The sequence below is a fragment of the Cohaesibacter marisflavi genome (assembly GCF_900115225.1).
GTDB classification, from domain to species: Bacteria; Pseudomonadota; Alphaproteobacteria; order Rhizobiales; family Cohaesibacteraceae; genus Cohaesibacter; species Cohaesibacter marisflavi.
In genome coordinates this window covers 197,020-215,606 of the sequence record NZ_FOVR01000004.1, presented here as the reverse complement: position 1 = coordinate 215,606, position 18,587 = coordinate 197,020, and the positions used below count along the sequence as shown (strand labels likewise).

General features: G+C 53.8%; 9 protein-coding genes. 5 read left to right on the top strand and 4 right to left on the bottom strand.

Going from position 1 to position 18,587, the window contains the following annotated elements:
* Positions 1-141: 141 nt before the first annotated feature.
* The gene (locus BM258_RS09955) at positions 142-1,590 is read right to left on the bottom strand and encodes a M48 family metalloprotease (protein ID WP_244544665.1); all 1,449 of its coding nucleotides are present in this window, start codon (positions 1,588-1,590) and stop codon (positions 142-144) included.
* Positions 1,591-1,777: 187 nt separating this feature from the next.
* Between BM258_RS09955 and BM258_RS09950 the strand changes: the two genes are divergently transcribed.
* Complete coding sequence (locus BM258_RS09950) at positions 1,778-2,929, top strand: pyridoxal phosphate-dependent aminotransferase (RefSeq protein ID WP_090071679.1); 1,152 nt, start codon at positions 1,778-1,780, stop codon at positions 2,927-2,929.
* Between the two features lie 124 nt (positions 2,930-3,053).
* On the opposite strand, the gene BM258_RS09945 is transcribed toward BM258_RS09950, so the two are convergent.
* Positions 3,054-6,215 carry an Rne/Rng family ribonuclease gene (locus BM258_RS09945; RefSeq protein ID WP_090071677.1) on the bottom strand — a complete coding sequence of 1,054 codons (3,162 nt, stop codon included), beginning with the start codon at positions 6,213-6,215 and terminating at the stop codon, positions 3,054-3,056.
* A 790-nt stretch (positions 6,216-7,005) separates the two neighbouring features.
* On the opposite strand from BM258_RS09945, the gene BM258_RS09940 reads away from it, so the two are divergent.
* The 3 genes from BM258_RS09940 (at position 7,006) to prfB (ending at position 12,353) form a co-directional block, all read left to right on the top strand.
* Entirely contained in the window at positions 7,006-8,268 is a 1,263-nt protein-coding gene (locus tag BM258_RS09940; RefSeq protein ID WP_175528021.1) for an N-acetylmuramoyl-L-alanine amidase, read from the top strand.
* 362 nt (positions 8,269-8,630) lie between these two features.
* Positions 8,631-11,087 carry a penicillin-binding protein 1A gene (locus BM258_RS09935; protein WP_090071673.1) on the top strand — a complete coding sequence of 819 codons (2,457 nt, stop codon included), beginning with the start codon at positions 8,631-8,633 and terminating at the stop codon, positions 11,085-11,087.
* A gap of 131 nt (positions 11,088-11,218) precedes the next feature.
* Positions 11,219-12,353 (top strand): peptide chain release factor 2 gene (gene prfB / locus BM258_RS09925; protein WP_139229250.1). Its coding sequence is split into 2 segments (ribosomal slippage): positions 11,219-11,287 and positions 11,289-12,353, totalling 1,134 coding nucleotides; the frame shifts between segments, so codons are not numbered across the junction.
* A 353-nt stretch (positions 12,354-12,706) separates the two neighbouring features.
* Here prfB and BM258_RS09920 read toward each other — a convergent pair.
* The gene (locus tag BM258_RS09920) at positions 12,707-14,182 is read right to left on the bottom strand and encodes a M23 family metallopeptidase (protein ID WP_090071667.1); all 1,476 of its coding nucleotides are present in this window, start codon (positions 14,180-14,182) and stop codon (positions 12,707-12,709) included.
* 217 nt (positions 14,183-14,399) lie between these two features.
* Positions 14,400-14,879 carry a thioredoxin-dependent thiol peroxidase gene (bcp, locus tag BM258_RS09915; RefSeq protein WP_090071665.1) on the bottom strand — a complete coding sequence of 160 codons (480 nt, stop codon included), beginning with the start codon at positions 14,877-14,879 and terminating at the stop codon, positions 14,400-14,402.
* Between the two features lie 263 nt (positions 14,880-15,142).
* On the opposite strand from bcp, the gene BM258_RS09910 reads away from it, so the two are divergent.
* On the top strand, positions 15,143-18,544 hold the full coding sequence (locus BM258_RS09910; protein WP_139229249.1) for a DUF3971 domain-containing protein: 3,402 nt from the start codon (positions 15,143-15,145) through the stop codon (positions 18,542-18,544).
* Positions 18,545-18,587: the final 43 nt, after the last annotated feature.

Sequence of the window (18,587 nt, the reverse complement as noted above, 5' to 3'; positions counted from 1 at the left end):
TAGAATGGCTCTGAGAATAGGGCAGTTTGATGAGGATGGGAGACAATTCTCAAATTGTTCACTTGATTGTGACCATACGCCACGCCCTTTCGGGGCGCGGTGCTTTGTCGAGCAAGGCTCTGCATCCCTTGCCTCAAGCCGCTAGAGTTTGGGCTGCTTGTACGACATGATGTCATCAGCCTGAAGCCATTCTGGAGAGCCGCGTTTGAGCTTTTTCTTGGCCCGGGCAGCCATGGCTTTTGCTCCCGAAATGTCACCAGAGGCGAAATAGCCGTTGGCGGTTGCGATTTCGGCCTTGGCGCGGTTGCCCAGATTTTCATAGGCCTGTGCCAGAAAACGATAGCCAACCGCAAGATCCGGATCATTCTGCAAGCCGCGCTGAAGATGGCTGACAGCTGCGCTATAGTTTCTGTTATTCTTTGACGAGAGAATGGCCTGCCCAAGCATGACGCGGAGTATGCCGACATCGGGGCGCAGGGAAACCGCTTTGTTCAAGGGGGCGATGGCGTTGTCTGCCATGCCCGTTTCCAGATAGATCTGACCTTTCAGCTCCCAGAAATAGGGATTGTTCGGTTGGGCCTTGATGAGCTGGTCTACTTGACGGATGGCTTTGTTGCGATTGCCCAGACGATAGGTGACGACGGCTTGCGCATAGAGGCTCGGCAGGTCTCTGCCCTTGAAACTGCGCATGACGCGTTTTGGGTCTTGTGTGAATGCGGCGAGCTTGGCGCGTACAAGATCATGGCGCAGCTGCAACGAAGCGCTGTCTTTCCGGCTGTAGTATTTGCTCTTTTTGGCCAATCGCTCAATCTGTGCAATGCGCTGACGGGGCAGGGGATGCGACTGGATATAGGGGTCAACATACTGGCTGGAGAAAAGAGACTGATCAGCAAAGCGGCGGAAGGTTTCCAACATGCCACGCGCTGACTGACCGGTTTTGGCCAGGTAGCGAATTGCGGCGCGGTCCGCTGCGGTCTCTTCTGTGCGGGCATAGCTCAGGAAAGTACGCTGTGCAATGCCGGGCGAGCTGCTGGCGATGGCGGTGCCCACTCGTGCAGCATCGCCCGAACCGGCGGCAGCTCCTGCTGCCATGGCTCCTGCTCCTGCCAACATACCGATTGCCGCGATCGTTTGAGCGCGTTTCATGGCCTGACGCAACCGGATGAGATGACCTCCGGCAATATGGCCCGTTTCATGGGCCAGAACCCCGATGATTTCATTGGGTGTTTTGGCCTGAATAATGGTGCCGGTATTGATGAACATGCGCTTGCTATCGACAACAAAGGCGTTGAAGCTATTATCCTTGACCAGATGGATGCGGATATTGCTAGGCTTGAGGCCTGCCGCCTTGAAAATCGGGCGGGCATAGTCCTTGATCAGTTCCTCGGTTTCTGCATCGCGGATCAACTGGACGCGGCGGCCCTGCGCGTCGGCGCTGGACGTGGCCAGTAGCAATGGCTGCAGGCTGATCAGCAGCGTCATCAGTGCACAAGCCAGCCGATGGCCGACGCTCGCTAGGGAACGGTGTGCTTTCCGTTCGGCAATGGGTGGAACTTTTCGCAAAGACTTGGTACCTAAGTCTTTAAACATGATCACAACCTTCTTTGATTTTCTAAATCCCCAAAAAGAGATCTACCGGAGATCAAAGCCACTGTCTGTCTGGCGGCATGGATTCGACTTGTTGAGCTTAATCCTTGCCCGTGGCCATGGTCAAAATGTGGCATAGAAATATTTAGCGGCCATACAGACACATAGTAGAGCCAAAAGGAAATAACAAATGCGCAGCATTTCCAAGCGCGGCACGATTGAGCCGTTTTTTGCGATGGACATTATGGCAAAGGCCAACGCTCTTGCCGCCCAAGGAAAAGATATCGTCCATATGGAAATCGGGCAACCCGGAGCGCCTGCGCCCAAGCTGGTAAGGGAAGCGGCAGAGAAGGCGCTGGTTGATGGGCGTATTGGCTACACCGATGCTTTGGGGATCCGGGCTTTGCGTGAGCGTATTGCGCAGCATTACGATGACCACTATGGCGTGACTGTATCACCTGATGCTGTGGCTGTAACAACCGGTTCCAGCGCAGGCTTTAATCTGGCCTTTCTGTCGCTGCTTGAAGTGGGCGACCGGGTCATTCTGCCAAGCCCGGGCTATCCTGCCTATCGTAATATTCTTTTCTCGCTCGGTCTGGAAGTTGTCGAGGTGGAAACGCGGGCCGAGGATCGCTGGAGCCTGACGGCCGAGGATATCCGGCGGGTGCATGCGGAAAAACCGGTGAAGGGCGTGTTGATTGCGAGCCCGGCCAATCCGTCCGGCACGATTATGGATGGCGAGGCGCTCAAGTCGGTTGTCGATGTATGCGACGAGCTTGGGATCTGGTTCATTTCCGATGAGATCTATCACAGCCTCGAATTTGGCATGAAGGCCGAGACGGCGCTTCGCTATTCTCCCAACGTGGTGATCATCAACTCCTTTTCCAAATATTACTGCATGACAGGATGGCGCATTGGCTGGATGGTGTTGCCTGAGATGGCTCAGCGCTCTGTAGAGTGCCTCAGTCAGTCGCTCTATCTCTGCCCGCCCATGCTCTCGCAGGTGGCTGCGGCCGCTGCTTTCGATGCTCATGAGGAACTGGATCTGGTCAAGGCTGGATATGGGCGCAATCGTGCCTATTTGATGGAGGCGCTGCCCAAGATCGGGCTGGGAGACTTCATGCCGGTGGATGGTGCCTTCTATGTTTACAGTGATGTGAGCAAGCTGACCAATGACTCAATGGATTTTGCCCTGCGTTCTCTGTCTGAGGCAGGGGTTGCTATCACGCCGGGAGCGGATTTCGATCGTGAACGCGGCCACCGCTATGTGCGGCTTTCCTTTGCCGGTACTGAAGAGGCAATGCATGAAGGAATCCGGCGGCTGGGAGACTGGCTCGTCTGATTGTGGCGCGGGGCGCGCTCGATGTGCGTCTGTTTTTGAGGTTTTATATCGGAAATGAACAAAGAAAAAGCCGCATCCCTATGAAGGGATGCGGCTTTTTAATATTGGGCGTCAAAAGAAACGCTTAAAGAAATCCAGAGCGGTTCCACCAACCGGTCCGCTTGGGACGATCGTCGTCTTCTTCCTTGGTCTCTTCCGGCTCGTTCTTGGCGATCACAGTCTCTTCAGAGGCCGCCGCTATCGGCTGGACGGAGGTGTCTTCCGATGGCTGATCGGCGTTTGCATCAGCATCATCTTCAGGCTTTTCTTCGCTTGCAGCATCGGTGACGATCACTTCAGCAGGGGCTGCATTTGATGCAGGTGCCTGGCTCATGTCTTCACCATTTGCCGTTTCCTCAGATGTATTTTCCTCTGACCCAGCATCAACTGGCGTAGCATCAACGGGTGCGGCTTCGGTCGGAGCGACGAAAACCGGTGCCGGTTCTGCTTCACTGGTTGCGTCACCATTCGCAGTGGCGTCTCCGGCTTCTTCCTGTTGCGCCCGTAGCTCTGCGTCAGAAGAGGCATCCTGCGGAGCTGCCGGTTCTACCTGAGCTGTATCATCGTCAGACTGCTCTGGCGATACGGCAGCTACATCAGCGGCTTCCGGTGCGTCTGCGGCTGGTGCTGGAGCATCGGCTGAGGGCAGCTCAGAGGAGGCCTGTTGCGAGGCGTCTTCGCTGGATGGAGCCGAGACATTCTCGGTGCTGTCATCACCCGAAAGATTGTAGACTGCAGGGCTTTCGCCGACCACTTCCATGGCCTCTGCCGTCATTTCTTGTGCTTCAGCATCGCTGTTGCGGTTGCGACGATTGCGGCGGCCACCGCGGCGGCCCCGGCGGCGACTTTTCTTAGGCTTCTCTTCGCCATTGTTGTCACCATCGCGCGATTCTGCGGATTGCTCGGAGTCGCCATTGGACTCGTCGCCATTTTCTTCGTCTGACTGCTCATTGTCGTCGCTGGAAAATCTGGCCTCCGATTGGGCCTTCTTACGACGGCGACGACGGCGACGTTTTTTGGAGCTGCTTTCTTCTTCGCGCTCCTTCTCCTCTTCAGCCTGCTCATAGGCTTCGAAGGCTTCGTCTTCTTCGTCGACAACAACTTCCATGGCTTGCATGGAGATGGTTGGCGTTGGCGCTACCGGCTGCTCAAGCGGTTCGCCGCGATCAATCTCGAGATGCTTGCCTTCCATGTGATCGTCTACTTCCACATGGATGTTAACGCCAAAGCGGTTTTCAAGCTCAAACAGATTTGCGCGCTTCTCGTTGAGGATATAGAGCGCGACGTTGCTACGGGTGCGGACCACGACATGGTGGTTGACGCCCTTAAGCAGGTGATCTTCGATGCTGCGCAGAACCAGAAGTGCAACAGAGGCTGCAGCACGCACATAACCGGTGCCCTGACAATGCGGGCAGGGGTCCATGGTGCTTTCAAGCACGCCGGTGCGGATACGCTGACGGGACATTTCCATCAGTCCGAAATGCGAGATGCGGCCAACCTGAATGCGGGCCCGATCTGATTTCAGGCAATCCTTTAGGCGTTTTTCAACTGCACGGTTGTTGCGCTTTTCTTCCATGTCGATGAAGTCGATTACGACAAGACCGGCAAGGTCGCGCAGGCGTAGCTGGCGTGAAATTTCTTCAGACGCTTCAAGGTTGGTAGAAAGCGCAGTGTCTTCAATATTGTGTTCGCGGGTCGAACGGCCGGAGTTCACGTCGATGGAGACGAGGGCTTCGGTCTGGTCGATCACGATATAGCCGCCGGACTTCAGGGTCACTTGCGGACTGAACATTGCGTCCAACTGGCTTTCGATGCCAAGGCGCGTGAAGATCGGTTGCGGCTCGCGGTATGGCTGAACATTGCGCGCGTGACTTGGCATCAGCATGCGCATGAAGCTTTTCGCTTCCTTGTAGCCCTCTTCGCCTGCGACAAGAACCTGATCGATGTCCTTGTTATAGAGATCGCGTATCGATCGCTTGATCAGCGAGCCCTCTTCATAGACGAGCATCGGAGCTGCGGACTTGAGTGTCAAATCTCGCACATTCTCCCACAGACGCAGCAGATATTCGAAGTCGCGCTTGATTTCGGTTTTGGTGCGTGACGCACCGGCCGTGCGCAGGATAACGCCCATGCCATCAGCCACTTCTAGTTCGGAAGCGATCTGCTTGAGGCGTTTGCGGTCGGATACATTGGTGATCTTGCGGGAGATGCCTCCACCGCGTGCCGTGTTAGGCATCAGAACGGAGTAGCGACCGGCCAGAGACAGATAGGTGGTCAGGGCTGCGCCCTTGTTGCCACGTTCTTCCTTAACGACCTGAACAAGCAGGATCTGGCGGCGCTTGATGACTTCCTGAATCTTATATTGCTTGACGCGACGACGGCTGCGACGTTCTGGCACTTCTTCCAGAGCATCTTCTGCGCCGACATGTTCTACATCAGCATCTTCTTCTTCATCGTCGTCATCTTCTTCTTCTTCATCATCATCAGAAGCGGAGAGAGTGTCGTCCTCATCGTCTTCGTCATCCAGATCTTCCGGATCAACGCTGACAGTTTCATCTTCTGCTACGGCATGTGCCTGAGCAGGAGGGGTCGTGGTGTCATCAGACTCGTCTTGAGAGCTTGGCTCAGATGCGGCTTCTTCCTGAGTTTCGGAAGCGGTTTGCTCTGCTTCCGGTGCCTGTGCAGATGCGTCGTTTGTCTCGCTGGCAGGTGCTGCGTCCGCAGTGCTTTCAGTGTCTTCTGCGCTTTGAGCTGTCTCAGCGGTAGACACAGCAGCGCTTTCACCCGATGCCTGTTCCTCGGAAGAGGTGGCCGGAGCGTCTGCGTGCACTTCATTGTCTTCCTGTTCGGAAGTGTCGGGCTTGTTGGCTTTTGCAGACTGCTTGTCTGATTTGCGCGAAGAGCGGCGGCGTCTGGATTTTTTTGCCGGCTTTTCTTCTTCTTGAACCTCGTCTTCTTCGTGGCCCTTTTCTTCTTCAAGAAGAGCCTGACGGTCTGCCATCGGGATTTGATAATAGTCCGGATGAATCTCGCTGAATGCAAGGAAGCCGTGGCGATTTCCGCCATAATCTACAAAGGCCGCCTGCAGGGACGGTTCGACCCTGGTAACCTTTGCTAGATAGATATTGCCGCGCAATTGCTTGCGATTGGCGGACTCGAAGTCGAATTCCTCAACCCGATTGCCGCGTACGACGACAACCCGGGTTTCCTCCGGATGCGTCGCATCAACGAGCATTTGATTTGCCATAAAGTGTTTTCTCCACGGAAAGGCGCGCCGACAACCGTTCTGGCCGACTGAGCCGACGCTCGGCAGGTTCGCGCTTCTCCGCTTTTGTCTGATGACGACCCGACCACTTTTGGTTCTCGGCTGTGCAAATGGTTGAGCGCCAGGGCATGCAGTGTTTCTGCAAAGCTATCGCCGGCTTTATAACTCATCTGTTGGCACATCCCTTGGCGGGTCCTCTTGTTGATACTCGATGCCCGAGGACGCTTTTCATCCTCGGCAGGGGTTCTTGGCAAGCAATCGGGACTTTAAGTACGCGCTCCAGATTGCTGCGAATTTGTTATGGTCTTCGGGGCCGATCCCGAATTTCCGGGCCATTTGCCAGAGCTTGGCATGTCCGTTTCGCCGGCGCGAAACACCGGATGACGCCAGTCTTTGAGGGGCGTCGGGTCTTTTCGCCAGTCACGCATTCTTGACGCTTCTGTCTTTTGTCAGAAATGCGGATTCTCGAATCGGATCATTGCTTGGCAATAATAGCTTAAAGGTCTTTGTAGGGTTCCTTACACAAATATGCAAGTGCAAGGCGGTTGAACAAGTGAGTTGATACGCTGTTTTTGCTTGTTATCTATACTTAAATATACAGATATTCCATGCAGACATGTGTATAGCAGCTGTCTGTCAAGATGTGGTTAACCCTGAGGCGCCACTCTGCGGTTTGGCCGAGGACGGTGAAAATGCTTGTTTTGCTGTCTTGTTGCCACATTTCTTTTTTCATTACGCTCAAGATGAGACCCTTTGCAACGGAAAGAGGCAAATGACTTCAGCTATGAGATTGGTCGGACGGTTTCTGATGCTTGTAGGGCTTTTGCTCTGCAGTCCGCTTGCTGCGCAGGAACAGGCCGGATCCATGGTGTCTATCCAGGGGGCGCTTACTGACGGCAATGCTGAGAAGGCGCAGTTCATTCTCGATGTTTCCGAACCCGTCGGCTTTAGCGTCTTTGCTCTTCAAGACCCTTACCGTCTGGTGATTGATCTGCCTGACATGGATTTTGAAATGGAGCAGGGAATGGGGCTTGTCGAGCGGGCGATGGTGCAGAATTTCCGCTTTGGTCGCTTCGGGCATGCCGGCTCACGTGTTGTGCTGGATCTTGCAGGGCCAACCAAAGTGGAGCGCGCTTACATCCTTCCTGCGGTGGACGGTAATCCAGTCCGTCTGGTGTTCAATCTCGAGGCCGTTAGCGATCGCGAGTTTGCAGAGCAGTCTCTGCGGGATGTGATCCGTATTGGTGCTGATGGCAAACCCCAGACGGGTCCGTTAGTAAAGGCTCCTGCCGCACCTGTTGCCGAGAAAGAGGAGGGGGATACACGTCCACTTATCGTGCTGGACCCGGGTCATGGTGGCATTGATACAGGCGCTGTTTCCAATAAGGTGCAAGAGAGTAAGGTTGTGCTCTCCTTTGCCAAATCGCTCAAGAAGGCGCTCGAAGCCGAGGGACAGTTTCGCATCTTGCTGACACGGGATACGGATCTGTTCATTTCTCTTTCCAAACGGGTTGCCTTTGCCCAAGAACACAAGGCAAATCTGTTTTTGTCGATCCATGCGGATATCGTGCGTGAGCATTATGTTCGCGGTGCGACGGTCTATACGCTGTCAGAACGCGCCTCGGATGCGGTTGCGCACAAGCTGGCGCAACAGGAAAACCGTTCTGATCTAATTGCCGGGCTGGAAATCGACCAGTCTGATGACGTTGTTGCCGATATCTTGATTGATCTCACAAGGCGGGAAACGGCTAACCATTCGGCGCTTTATTCCCGTACGCTCGTGGGCGCGCTCAAGGCATCCATCCGGCTGTCAAAAACGCCCGAGCGATCCGCCGGTTTCCGCGTGCTCAAGGCACCGGATATTCCGAGCGTTCTGCTGGAGTTGGGCTATCTGTCCAACAAGGAGGACAGGGCGGATCTCCTCTCGAAGGAATGGCGGGAAAAGGCGATCAAGTCCATCGTCAAATCCATCAATGGATTCTTTGCCCGGAGGTCTGTTCAATCCAGCGCCCTGTTTGTGCCATCCAAGGGGTAAAACCCGAGAATCAGCGGCGGTTTACGCCAGGGCTGATCAGGCTGAAGAGGGCGCAGACGCTCTTGATGTCCATTTTCTGCCCTTCTTGCTGGATATCATCCAAAAATTGGGCCGATTAGGTGCGGATAAAATTCTTAACAAAGCCCTTTTGCTGCCCCAATGTCATGTGATGGTTGCAAAATGATTGGCGGCAGAATAAGTCTGTGCGTGATTGAGACTGGGTTGGCCTTATGTCGGCCTGTGTCGGAAGGTGCTGCCGTTGGGATGTCGATGCATCGTGAACCGACGATTTGCTGAGCATGCGGGATGACGCCGCGCACTGCTTTACGCTCTCTTTTAATACGGGATAAATAGGAACAGATATGATAATTTGGCGCTTCTTCGGCTTTCTCTTTGCCGCAGGTTCGGTTCTGTTCATTGTGATCGCCACCGCTGTATATATCTTCCTGAATTCCATGATGGCCGGATTGCCGGACTTCACAGCCTTGCGGAATTATGAGCCTCCAGTGACCACGCGCATTCATGCCACTGATGGTCAATTGATGGCTGAATATGCGCGTGAACGACGCTTGTTCCTGCCAATTCAGGCTATTCCGGATCGCGTGAAAGAGGCCTTTATCTCAGCCGAGGACAAGAACTTCTACACCCATGCGGGGCTGGACTTCACCGGCATCGCACGCGCTGTGGTCACCAACGTCAAGAATATGGGGCAGAATCGTCGCCTCGTTGGCGCGTCGACCATCACGCAGCAGGTGGCCAAGAACTTCCTTTTGACCTCGGAGCAATCCTACGAGCGCAAGATCAAGGAAGCTCTGCTTTCCATGCGTATCGAACAGACTTTTACCAAGCCCGAGATTCTGGAGCTTTATCTCAACGAGATGTATTTCGGAATCGGGGTCTATGGTATCGGCTCTGCCTCGCTCAACTATTTTGACAAGTCCGTGCATGAACTGACCCTCTCGGAGGCCGCCTATCTGGCAGCCTTGATGAAGGCACCAAACAACTATCATCCGATCCGGCACAAGGATAAGGCTATCGAGCGCCGCGACTGGGTTATCGACCAGATGGTCAGCAATGGCTATGTAACGGTTGAGGAAGCCAACAAGGCCAAGGCAACGGACTTGCAGGTGACCTTCCGTCCAAGAGGCGCGCATATCTTTGCGGCTGACTATTTTGCCGAGGAAGTGCGTCGCTGGATCGACAAGACATTTGGCGAAGAGAAGCTCTATAATGGTGGCCTTTCTGTTCGGACCTCTCTTGATGTGAAGCTTCAGGAAGAAGCGCGCGTTGCGTTGAACCATGGTCTTGTCAAGTTCGACAAGGGCAAGGGCTGGCGCGGGCCGATCACCAACATCGATATTGCTGGAGACTGGGGCAAGGCCTTGCTGGACCAGAAGCCGCTGTCGGATGTTCCTGAATGGAAGCTGGCTGTTGTGCTCTCTACAGAAGGCAAAGAAGCAACCATTGGCTTGCGGCCTGATGAGGAAGGCGAGAATGCATCTGCCAACGAGCGCCAGATCGCGACCCTTCCGTTTGATGGCTTTAAATGGGCCAAATGGTCCAAGGGAGATCGTAAGGGCAAGGCGGTTCGCAACGCATCTGACGTATTGGCGCCGGGAGATGTTGTCTATGTCTCTACCAATGACGATGGCAGCTTCGAGCTTGAGCAGGTGCCCGAGGTTTCCGGTGCGCTGATTGCAATGGACCCGATGACGGGGCGTATTCTGGCAATTGCGGGCGGCTTCTCCTTCGATCAGAGCCAGTTTGACCGCGCCACGCAGGCCTATCGTCAGCCGGGCTCTTCTTTCAAGCCTTTTGTTTATGCGACTGCCCTTGATAATGGCTATACGCCTTCCAGCGTTGTTATGGATGCACCGATCGAGATCGATCAGGGGGGCGGACAGGGCATCTGGCGTCCACAGAACTATGGCGGCAAATTCTATGGTCCATCAACCCTGCGTTTGGGGATCGAACTTTCGCGTAACGTCATGACTGTGCGCCTCGCCAAGGATATGGGCATGCCGCTGGTTGCTGAATATGCCAAACGCTTCGGCATCTATGACAATCTCATGCCTGTGCTGTCCATGGCGCTGGGGGCTGGGGAAACAACTGTTCTGCGCATGGTGACGGCTTATTCGATGCTGGCCAATGGTGGGCGGCGGATTACGCCGACCTTTGTTGACCGGGTGCAAGACCGCTATGGTAAAACCATCTACAAGCATGACCAGCGCATTTGTGAGAATTGCAATGTTCAGCGTTGGGAACATCAGGGCGAGCCGACCGTGATTGATAACCGTGAACAGGTGCTTGATCCGATGACCGCCTATCAGATCACTTCCATGATGGAAGGGGTTGTTCAGCGCGGCACCGGTACGATTGTTCGCAAGGTGGTTGGCAAGCCGATCGCGGGTAAAACCGGCACCACCAACGACGAGCGCGATGCCTGGTTTGTTGGCTTCTCGCCGGATCTGGTGGTTGGGGTCTATGTGGGCTATGACCGGCCGCGTCCAATGGGGCGTGGCGCTACGGGTGGCCATCTGGCAGCTCCGATCTTTGCCGAGTTCATGAAGGTGGCTTTGAAAGACAAGCCAAAGAAACCATTCAAGGTGCCTGAAAGCATTGAGCTAATTCCGATTGACCGGCGTACGGGCCTTAGGGCTTCGGCCCAGAGTGACGGCGTCATTCTGGAAGCTTTCAAGCCGGGCACGCTGCCGCCAGACAGCTATTCCGTTATCGGCTTTACCGATGATATGGGACGGCCAGTGACGGCGGAAGAAGCCGAACAGGCCTTGACGCAAGGCACTGGTGGTCTGTATTAAAACCAAAATCTTATCGTGTTGAGAGGCGGATGCGGCGAAGGTTGCATCCGCCTTCTCGTCACCTGAAAGATTGATCGTTTGAATGTGAGGGCAGCGGGTCTGCCTTCTCTATGATGAATGAAGAGAAAAGTATGCGCGCAGAAATCCAGAATGTAGTCGACGAAATCAAGCAGGGTCTTGCTCTGCTGAGGAGGCATCTTTGACTGGGATGTCGCCCAGAAACGCCTGCTCGAACTGAATAACCTGGCTGAAGATCCGAACCTTTGGAACGATCCGCAGAATGCCCAGAAGCTGATGCAGGAGCGTCAGAAGCTGGAATCGGCGATCAACGGCTATCTCAAGGCCAAGCAGGATCTTGAAGATTCCATTGAGCTCATAGAATTGGGTGAAATGGAAGATGATGCCGACGTGATCAAGGATGCGGAAGACACGCTTCATGCGCTCTTGAAAACAATTTCCCGCCAGCAGATCGAGACCATGCTCTCGGGTGAAGCGGACGGGATGGACTGCTATATCGAAGTGCATTCCGGTGCGGGTGGAACCGAAAGCCAGGACTGGGCGTCGATGATGCTCAGGATGTATACCCGCTGGGCCGAGAAGGCCGGTTTCAAGGTCGATGTTCTTGAGGTGACCGCAGGGGAAGAAGCTGGCATCAAGGCTGCTACCATCATGGTCAAGGGCGAGAATGCTTATGGTTGGGCGAAGACTGAGTCAGGCGTGCACCGTCTGGTGCGTATTTCGCCGTTTGACAGTCAGGCGCGCCGTCATACGTCTTTCTCATCCGTCTGGGTCTATCCGGTTATTGACGATACCATCGATATCGAGATCAACGAGAGTGATTGCCGCATTGATACTTATCGTGCCTCGGGTGCTGGTGGTCAGCACGTCAATACGACTGACTCTGCTGTTCGTATCACGCACCATCCAACGGGGATCGTGGTGCAGTGTCAGAATGAACGCTCGCAGCACAAGAACCGCGCTCAGGCATGGGACATGTTGCGCGCGCGCCTGTATGAGCGCGAGCTGCAGATTCGTGAAGACAAGGCCAGTGCCGAAGCTGCATCCAAAACCGATATCGGCTGGGGACATCAGATCCGCTCTTATGTTCTGCAGCCTTACCAGTTGGTCAAGGATTTGCGCACCGGCGTTGAGAGCACCAGTCCGCAAGATGTGCTCGATGGTGCTTTGACACCTTATATGGAAGCTGCGCTCGCCCAACGTGCCTATGGTACGGAAGGGGAGGATCAGGTCGAGGATCTGGTTTAAAGCCTGCTTATTTTGCTTTGTGAAAGCAGTGTGCTGAGGATGCTCTGATACAGCCTCCGCCTTTTCGCAAAGAAGCTTCCGCAAAATGATTGAAAGCCCGGTTCTTATTCAAGGACCGGGCTTTTTCTATGGCGGACTGTTTGTAGATTTATGTGGCCCAAGGGGGGCGGCGAAGAGGTTGGGCAGGCAAGAGGTCTGTCTTAGTGTGCCACTGTCCATCCCTTGTGGCATGACTCATGCGAAAGACGAAACGTGAGTAATAAGGGCTGGGCGCGACACCGCTTGGGCAGTTCTGACGACTGATTATTTTCGGTGGGTGCCCAGTTGAGTCTATAGGATAAGAAAATCTACGCCTAAATCAACTTATGCAATTCTTTTCCTGCGATAAGGAAAGAGTAGGGGTTTACTGCTTTGCCTCTTACGCGGGTTTCGAAATGCAGGTGAGGGCCGGTTGAGCGCCCGGTTGAGCCAACCTTGCCAATGATGGTGCCTGTGTTGACATGTTCGCCCTTTTTGGCCAGCGCCTTGCTCATATGAGCATATCGGCTGACGACGCCATTGCCGTGATCTACTTCGACCATGATGCCGTAACCGGAGCGTGGGCCAGCATAGGTGACGGTGCCGATGCCTGCCGCCCGAATTGAATTGCCGTACCGATCCGCGACGTCGATGCCTGAATGCATGGACATGCGGTTGAGAAACGGATCCTTGCGAATTCCGAATTTGCTTGAGAGACGTCCGGAGGGCAGGGGGTGACTGATGGGCAGTTTCTTGACCTGATTCTTGAGCTGAACAAAACGGTCCAGAGCAATCTCGACCTTCTCGGCATCTTCAGCGAGCTGATCGTGGTTGTATTCATCTGAGATGGGGATGTAAGGTCCACCAACGGCAGCATTTTCTGCAGGCACGTCAACTCTGATACCAAGGGATGCGATGCGCTTTTCAACGCGGTCTGATTTGTAACGCAGGTCATTGAGCAGATTGTGCAAGATGACCTTGCTATCGATCATCTCCTGCTCAAGACGATCAGTTGCATCAGCCAGTTTGAGAATGGTCTTGTCATCCTCTGAAGAGACTTCGGTTGCATCGAAAATCGAAGGAGTTTCTTCTTCATTATAGGCAAGGGCTGTTGTCTCATCCGTTTGAAGAAGGGGCGCACTGTCTTGCGGCGTCTGAGTGGAAGCCGCTGCGCTATCTGTGAAAGATTTGCTGCTTCTGAACCCTAGGCGCGTAAGCTCCTCAAAGCGGCTGGAAATTGCTTCAGCTGATACGGGAGCGTGCGCCACAGCAGTTCCTGCATAAGCGAGCGCAAGATTCGGTGAAGCTTCCGGCTTTGCCATGGGCGCAGCAGCCTGCTTTTCTTTGGTGCGCCACGGAGCTGTTTTGGGTAGCGGGACTTTCAATTCCGAACGGATGGGAAGGCCTGCTTCACGGGCTTTGTTGATGATCGGATCCAACACAGAGGAATAGGCTTCAAAATCAGCCTGTTTCTGCATCAGCTTCTGGACATGGCTCTCAAGGGCTTGCTGGTCCAGCATCTGGCGGCTGGCGATGCGGTCTATCTGGCTACGTAGCTGGGCAATGCGGTCTTCATATTTGCTCTGCATCTGGGCCTGTTCGGCTCGCGAGTAGGATAGAATATCATCGCGAAAAACAAGATAAGCCGTTGCAGACAGATACATGATGCTGAAGAGAATGCCGAAAAATGCCAGGCCAGAGACGACCCAAGGGCGCACGATAAAATCCTGAACCGTATCGCCATGCGTGATGATGATACGATGCGGTTCCCTCCGGCGACCAAACTCTCTACTTCTTCCTTCAGAAAGCATTTAACACCCAGCCATAAGACACACTGATTGAACCAATCCATTAGGCTGCGAATATGGTTAATATTTCGTTTATAAAACAATGGTGTCGTGGCTAGATAAAGGGAGGAAGTGGCTGAAAATAGCCGTTTTTATGAGATGAAACTTGGTTAATCAGCGCAGCCAGAGCGCGTGTTTCACGCTCTGGCCGATGGGTTGATAATAGGGATTCGCAGAAGTCTTACAGGGCTTGGGCCGCATCAAGCACCTCGGAAGCGTGATTCTTGACTTTCACCTTGCTCCAGATTCGGGCGATCTTGCCTTCGCTATCGATGAGATAGGTGCTGCGCTCTACGCCCATATAGGTTTTCCCATACATCTTTTTTTCGACCCAAACGCCGTAGGCATTGCATGTTTCCTGATCCGGATCGGAGGCGAGACAAATGGTAAGATTGTGCTTTTCGACGAAATTGTCATGCTTGCGCACGCTATCGGGAGAGATGCCGATAACCTGTATGCCGAGGGCGGCGAAATCATCAGAAAGACTGCTGAAGTCCACCGCTTCTATTGTACAACCGGGTGTGTTGTCCTTGGGGTAAAAATAGACAATAACGGGTTTGCCCAGACATGCGCTAAGCGTGATCTCTCCGCCACCGTTTGTCTTCAGAGTAAAATCTGGCGCTTGTGCACCAACTTCGAGTTTTTGGCTATCATCAGGCATGGGTCATCCTTTTGTCTCTTTTTCCGCTATTGTTACTCTAACGCGAGTCGATCTGGAAATTCATATGTCTTACGCATTTTGATCCGGTGTGGATCAGGGATTTGATATTCCATCCGGTCGAGGGGACTTTATTCCTATATTTGCGCGCAGGCTTCTAGAAAGACCTTGTGAGCGGTACGAATCTAGCCTAACAGAGCATAAAGCGATCTGGGGTGGTAGGGCGCTTCGAAAGAGAAGTGAAGCGAATATGGAGGCATATCATTTTGGCTAATCGCTCAGAGACGCCACCGGATCCGGAACTTTCGCCAGAGCAGCAGCCCGCTGACCATAGCAACGCATCCGCACCCGCCTCACGTTCCAGAATGAAACGGCGGATCGCGGTTTTCTGCGGTGCGTTCGTTCTGCTTCTGCTTGTGCTTCTGGGCGGCGCAGTGCTTCGACTGTCTTATGCTCCTGTTTCCATCAGTAGTTTCCGCGAGGAAATTGAAGACCTTGTTGCCAGGAGACTACCTCCCGGTCAGAATCTAGAGGTGAAAGACGTACTCATCGGGCTTTCCGATCGCTGGCGCCTTTCCCTGCAACTAACAGATGTTCAGCTCCGTGATGAAGCCGACGTTCTTCTTGCTGCGCCCAAGATTGATTTGGAAGTGGGGCTTCTTGCTTTGATGCATCGCGAAATTCGCGCGCGGAATGTCAATATTCTGAGCATGAAGGTCAAGGTCCGCCGAGACACCAAGGGACGTCTGCTTATTGCGGGGCAGGACCCTAGCCGGTTGAGTGATGGAGCTGCCCCGGCGGATAGCCTTTATGATCCGGTCGATCCGCAATTTGTTTCTGTGCTTAATTCCGTGCGCCGCGCCATAAAGCCACTGGCCGATGACGATCTTAATAATCGGCCACCACAGATTCTCATTCGTAACACCGAAATATCGTTTCGCGATGAGCTGGTCGACAAGGAAAAGACCTACGAAAATGTTGCCTTTGCCTACAATCCGCAAGGGGAGGATGACAATCTCTGGCGCATCGATTTTGCCTATGACGGACAGCATGGCCGCATTCATTCGGCCATGGCCGAGGTGCCGATCGCCACATCAGATGATCCTGATGCGGGACGGTCCATCCAGCTGGTGTTTGAAAATATCTCTTTGACGGATATCTTGCCGCGCTTCTCTGGCGAGAATAAGAATTTCAGTTTCAGTTCGGCATTTGCTGGCAGGGCGCAGTTGAATTTTGACGAGGATGATAGTCTTTCGGGCATGCGGGTGTTGCTCGATGTCGGCGAAGGCCTGATGGAGTTTGGCGAAAAGGACGATGCCTATCTCGACAGTGCCTCTTTCCGCTTGGACTGGGTGCCCGAAGAACGTGAACTCCGGCTGATTAACAGTCATGTGCTCTTTGGAGAGACCGGAGGGAACTTCCTTGGCCGTGCCGTTTGGCCGGATACCGAGGATGGAGCCATCTTGGTGCAGTTGCAGGGCAATGATCTGAAGCTGGCTGCTCGGGATAATCCATATCCCAGCCGTATGCTTCAAACTTTTTCCCTTCAGACCCGCATAGATCGTCAGACCGGTGTAGCAACTGTCGACGATATTCGTATGGTAGCTGACGAGGGTAGTGTTACGGGATCTGGCACCATTTCACCGGTTGATGGTGAGTTGGCGCTCAATATGGGCTTTGATATCTCTGAAATGCCCTATGATTTGCTGTTGCATATGTGGCCGGTCAATATAGCAAACGGTGCGCGCAAATGGCTGCTGAAAAATCTTGAGGGCGGCACTGCCACCGGTGGCCATTTCGATCTTGCGCTGACAGAGAGCATGCTCAAGCGCAATGAAGAAGGTCGGCTCATTCTGCCTGATGATGCGGTGCATGGCACATTCGGTTTCAAGAACGCCCGATTGGCTCCCTTTGGCGAGCTGCCACCTGGAGAGGACCTCTCGGGTGAGGGAATCGTCACAGGGCGCACATTCCAGACGTCCATAGATACCGGGCGGTTTGTCACCAAAACGGGACGGCAGTTTCCGGTGGGCAAAGGCCGGTTCGAGATACCCGATCATTCTCAAAAGCCTGCTACTGGTGTGTTGGTTCTGGAAGGCGAAGGGGATGCCGTAGCCTTTGGCGAGATCATTGATAGTGATCCGATCAACAGTTTGAAGAATGAAGGGCAGAAGGCATCTGATTTGAGCGGTTCCGCAAGCGCAAAGGTGCGCCTGAGCTTCCCGTTCATCAAACCCCTGAAGCTGGAAGATGTCAATTATGATGCGCAGATAACCCTGAAAGGGGCGGCCAGCACCAAGCCTTTGCGGGGGCATTTGGTTTCTGATGCAGATGTGGAGATCAATACTGACGGCAAACGCATGGATATCAAAGGGCTTGCCGTGATTGATGGCATTAAGGCGGCCCTTGATTTGACCTCTTCATCCGATGGATCTGTTGTTTCTTCTTCCAGCTTTGATCTTGCGCTGACTGATGCAGACCGCAGCAAGTTTGGTCTTGGACTCGAAGACTGGTTGCGTGGTCCGGTCTCTGTGCGGGCCACCCAGAATGGAGATCGACCCAAGCTGACCAAGGTGACTGCTGATCTTACCAGGTCTGAACTGGATTTGACTGTTCTGGGCTGGAGCAAGAAGCCCAATGTTCGCGGCAGTGCTGCGTTTGACCTGATTGATAAAGGAGACCATTTCGCCGTTGAGAATCTTGTCATTTCTGGTGATGGTTTCGATGCTGATGGCTCGTTGGTGATCGACAAGGATGACGGTTTGCAATCTCTCAAGATAGACAATCTGGCGCTTAGCCGGGGGGATCGGTTGAGCATCGATGTGGTGAGGAACGGCAAGGGGCCTTATCGTGTCGATGTGAATGGAGATGTACTGGATCTGCGCGGAAAGCTAATGAAAAGCCCCTTCGTCGGCAAATCAACCGATGGCGAGACCAGCCCAGTGGATGTTGTGCTGAATGCCAAGATCAAGCGCGTGATCGGATTGTCGGGCCACTCCATATCCGGGCTGACAGCATCCGCTGAGCTCGAAAACGGACTGGTTACAAAGATCAACGCTCGCGGGGTTCTGGATGGTACTAGCCCGATTGAGGCAATCACCAAACAGGAAGAGTTTCCGACGGTTCATCTCGATGCACGGGATGCTGGCGATTTCTTGCGCTTTTTGGGGGCTATTGATCGCGTGGTGGGAGGGCGACTAGCACTGTCGGTTGCCCTGAGGAAGGGGCTGGACACCATATCCGGGTCTATCCTTCTAAAGGATTTCAAGATGAGTGGAGAAGTGGAAAGACGCCAGTCATCCCGCTCTACGACCCAGAATGTTGATAGCCGGTTTGATTCTTTCTCGGTGCAGTTTTCCGGTGAAAATGGTGTCTTTGGCATCGGGCGAGGCATGCTCAAGGGGCCTGTGTTGGGGGCGACGGTCGATGGTTCCATCGACATGAAAACCCGTAGTTTGAATCTTTCAGGAACCTATATTCCCGCCTACAAGGTCAACAACATTTTCAGTCGCCTGCCTATTATTGGCAGAGCGCTTGGTAACCGGAAAAATGAAGGTTTGTTGGGGATCACCTATGTTGTCAAAGGCGACATGGCGAACCCGACATTGATCGTCAATCCGGCTTCGCTGTTGGCGCCGGGGGCGTTGCGCAAGATGTTTGAATTCTGACGTTTTTTGTGAAGTTTGCTGCGCAAGTAGATTGGTATTTGTC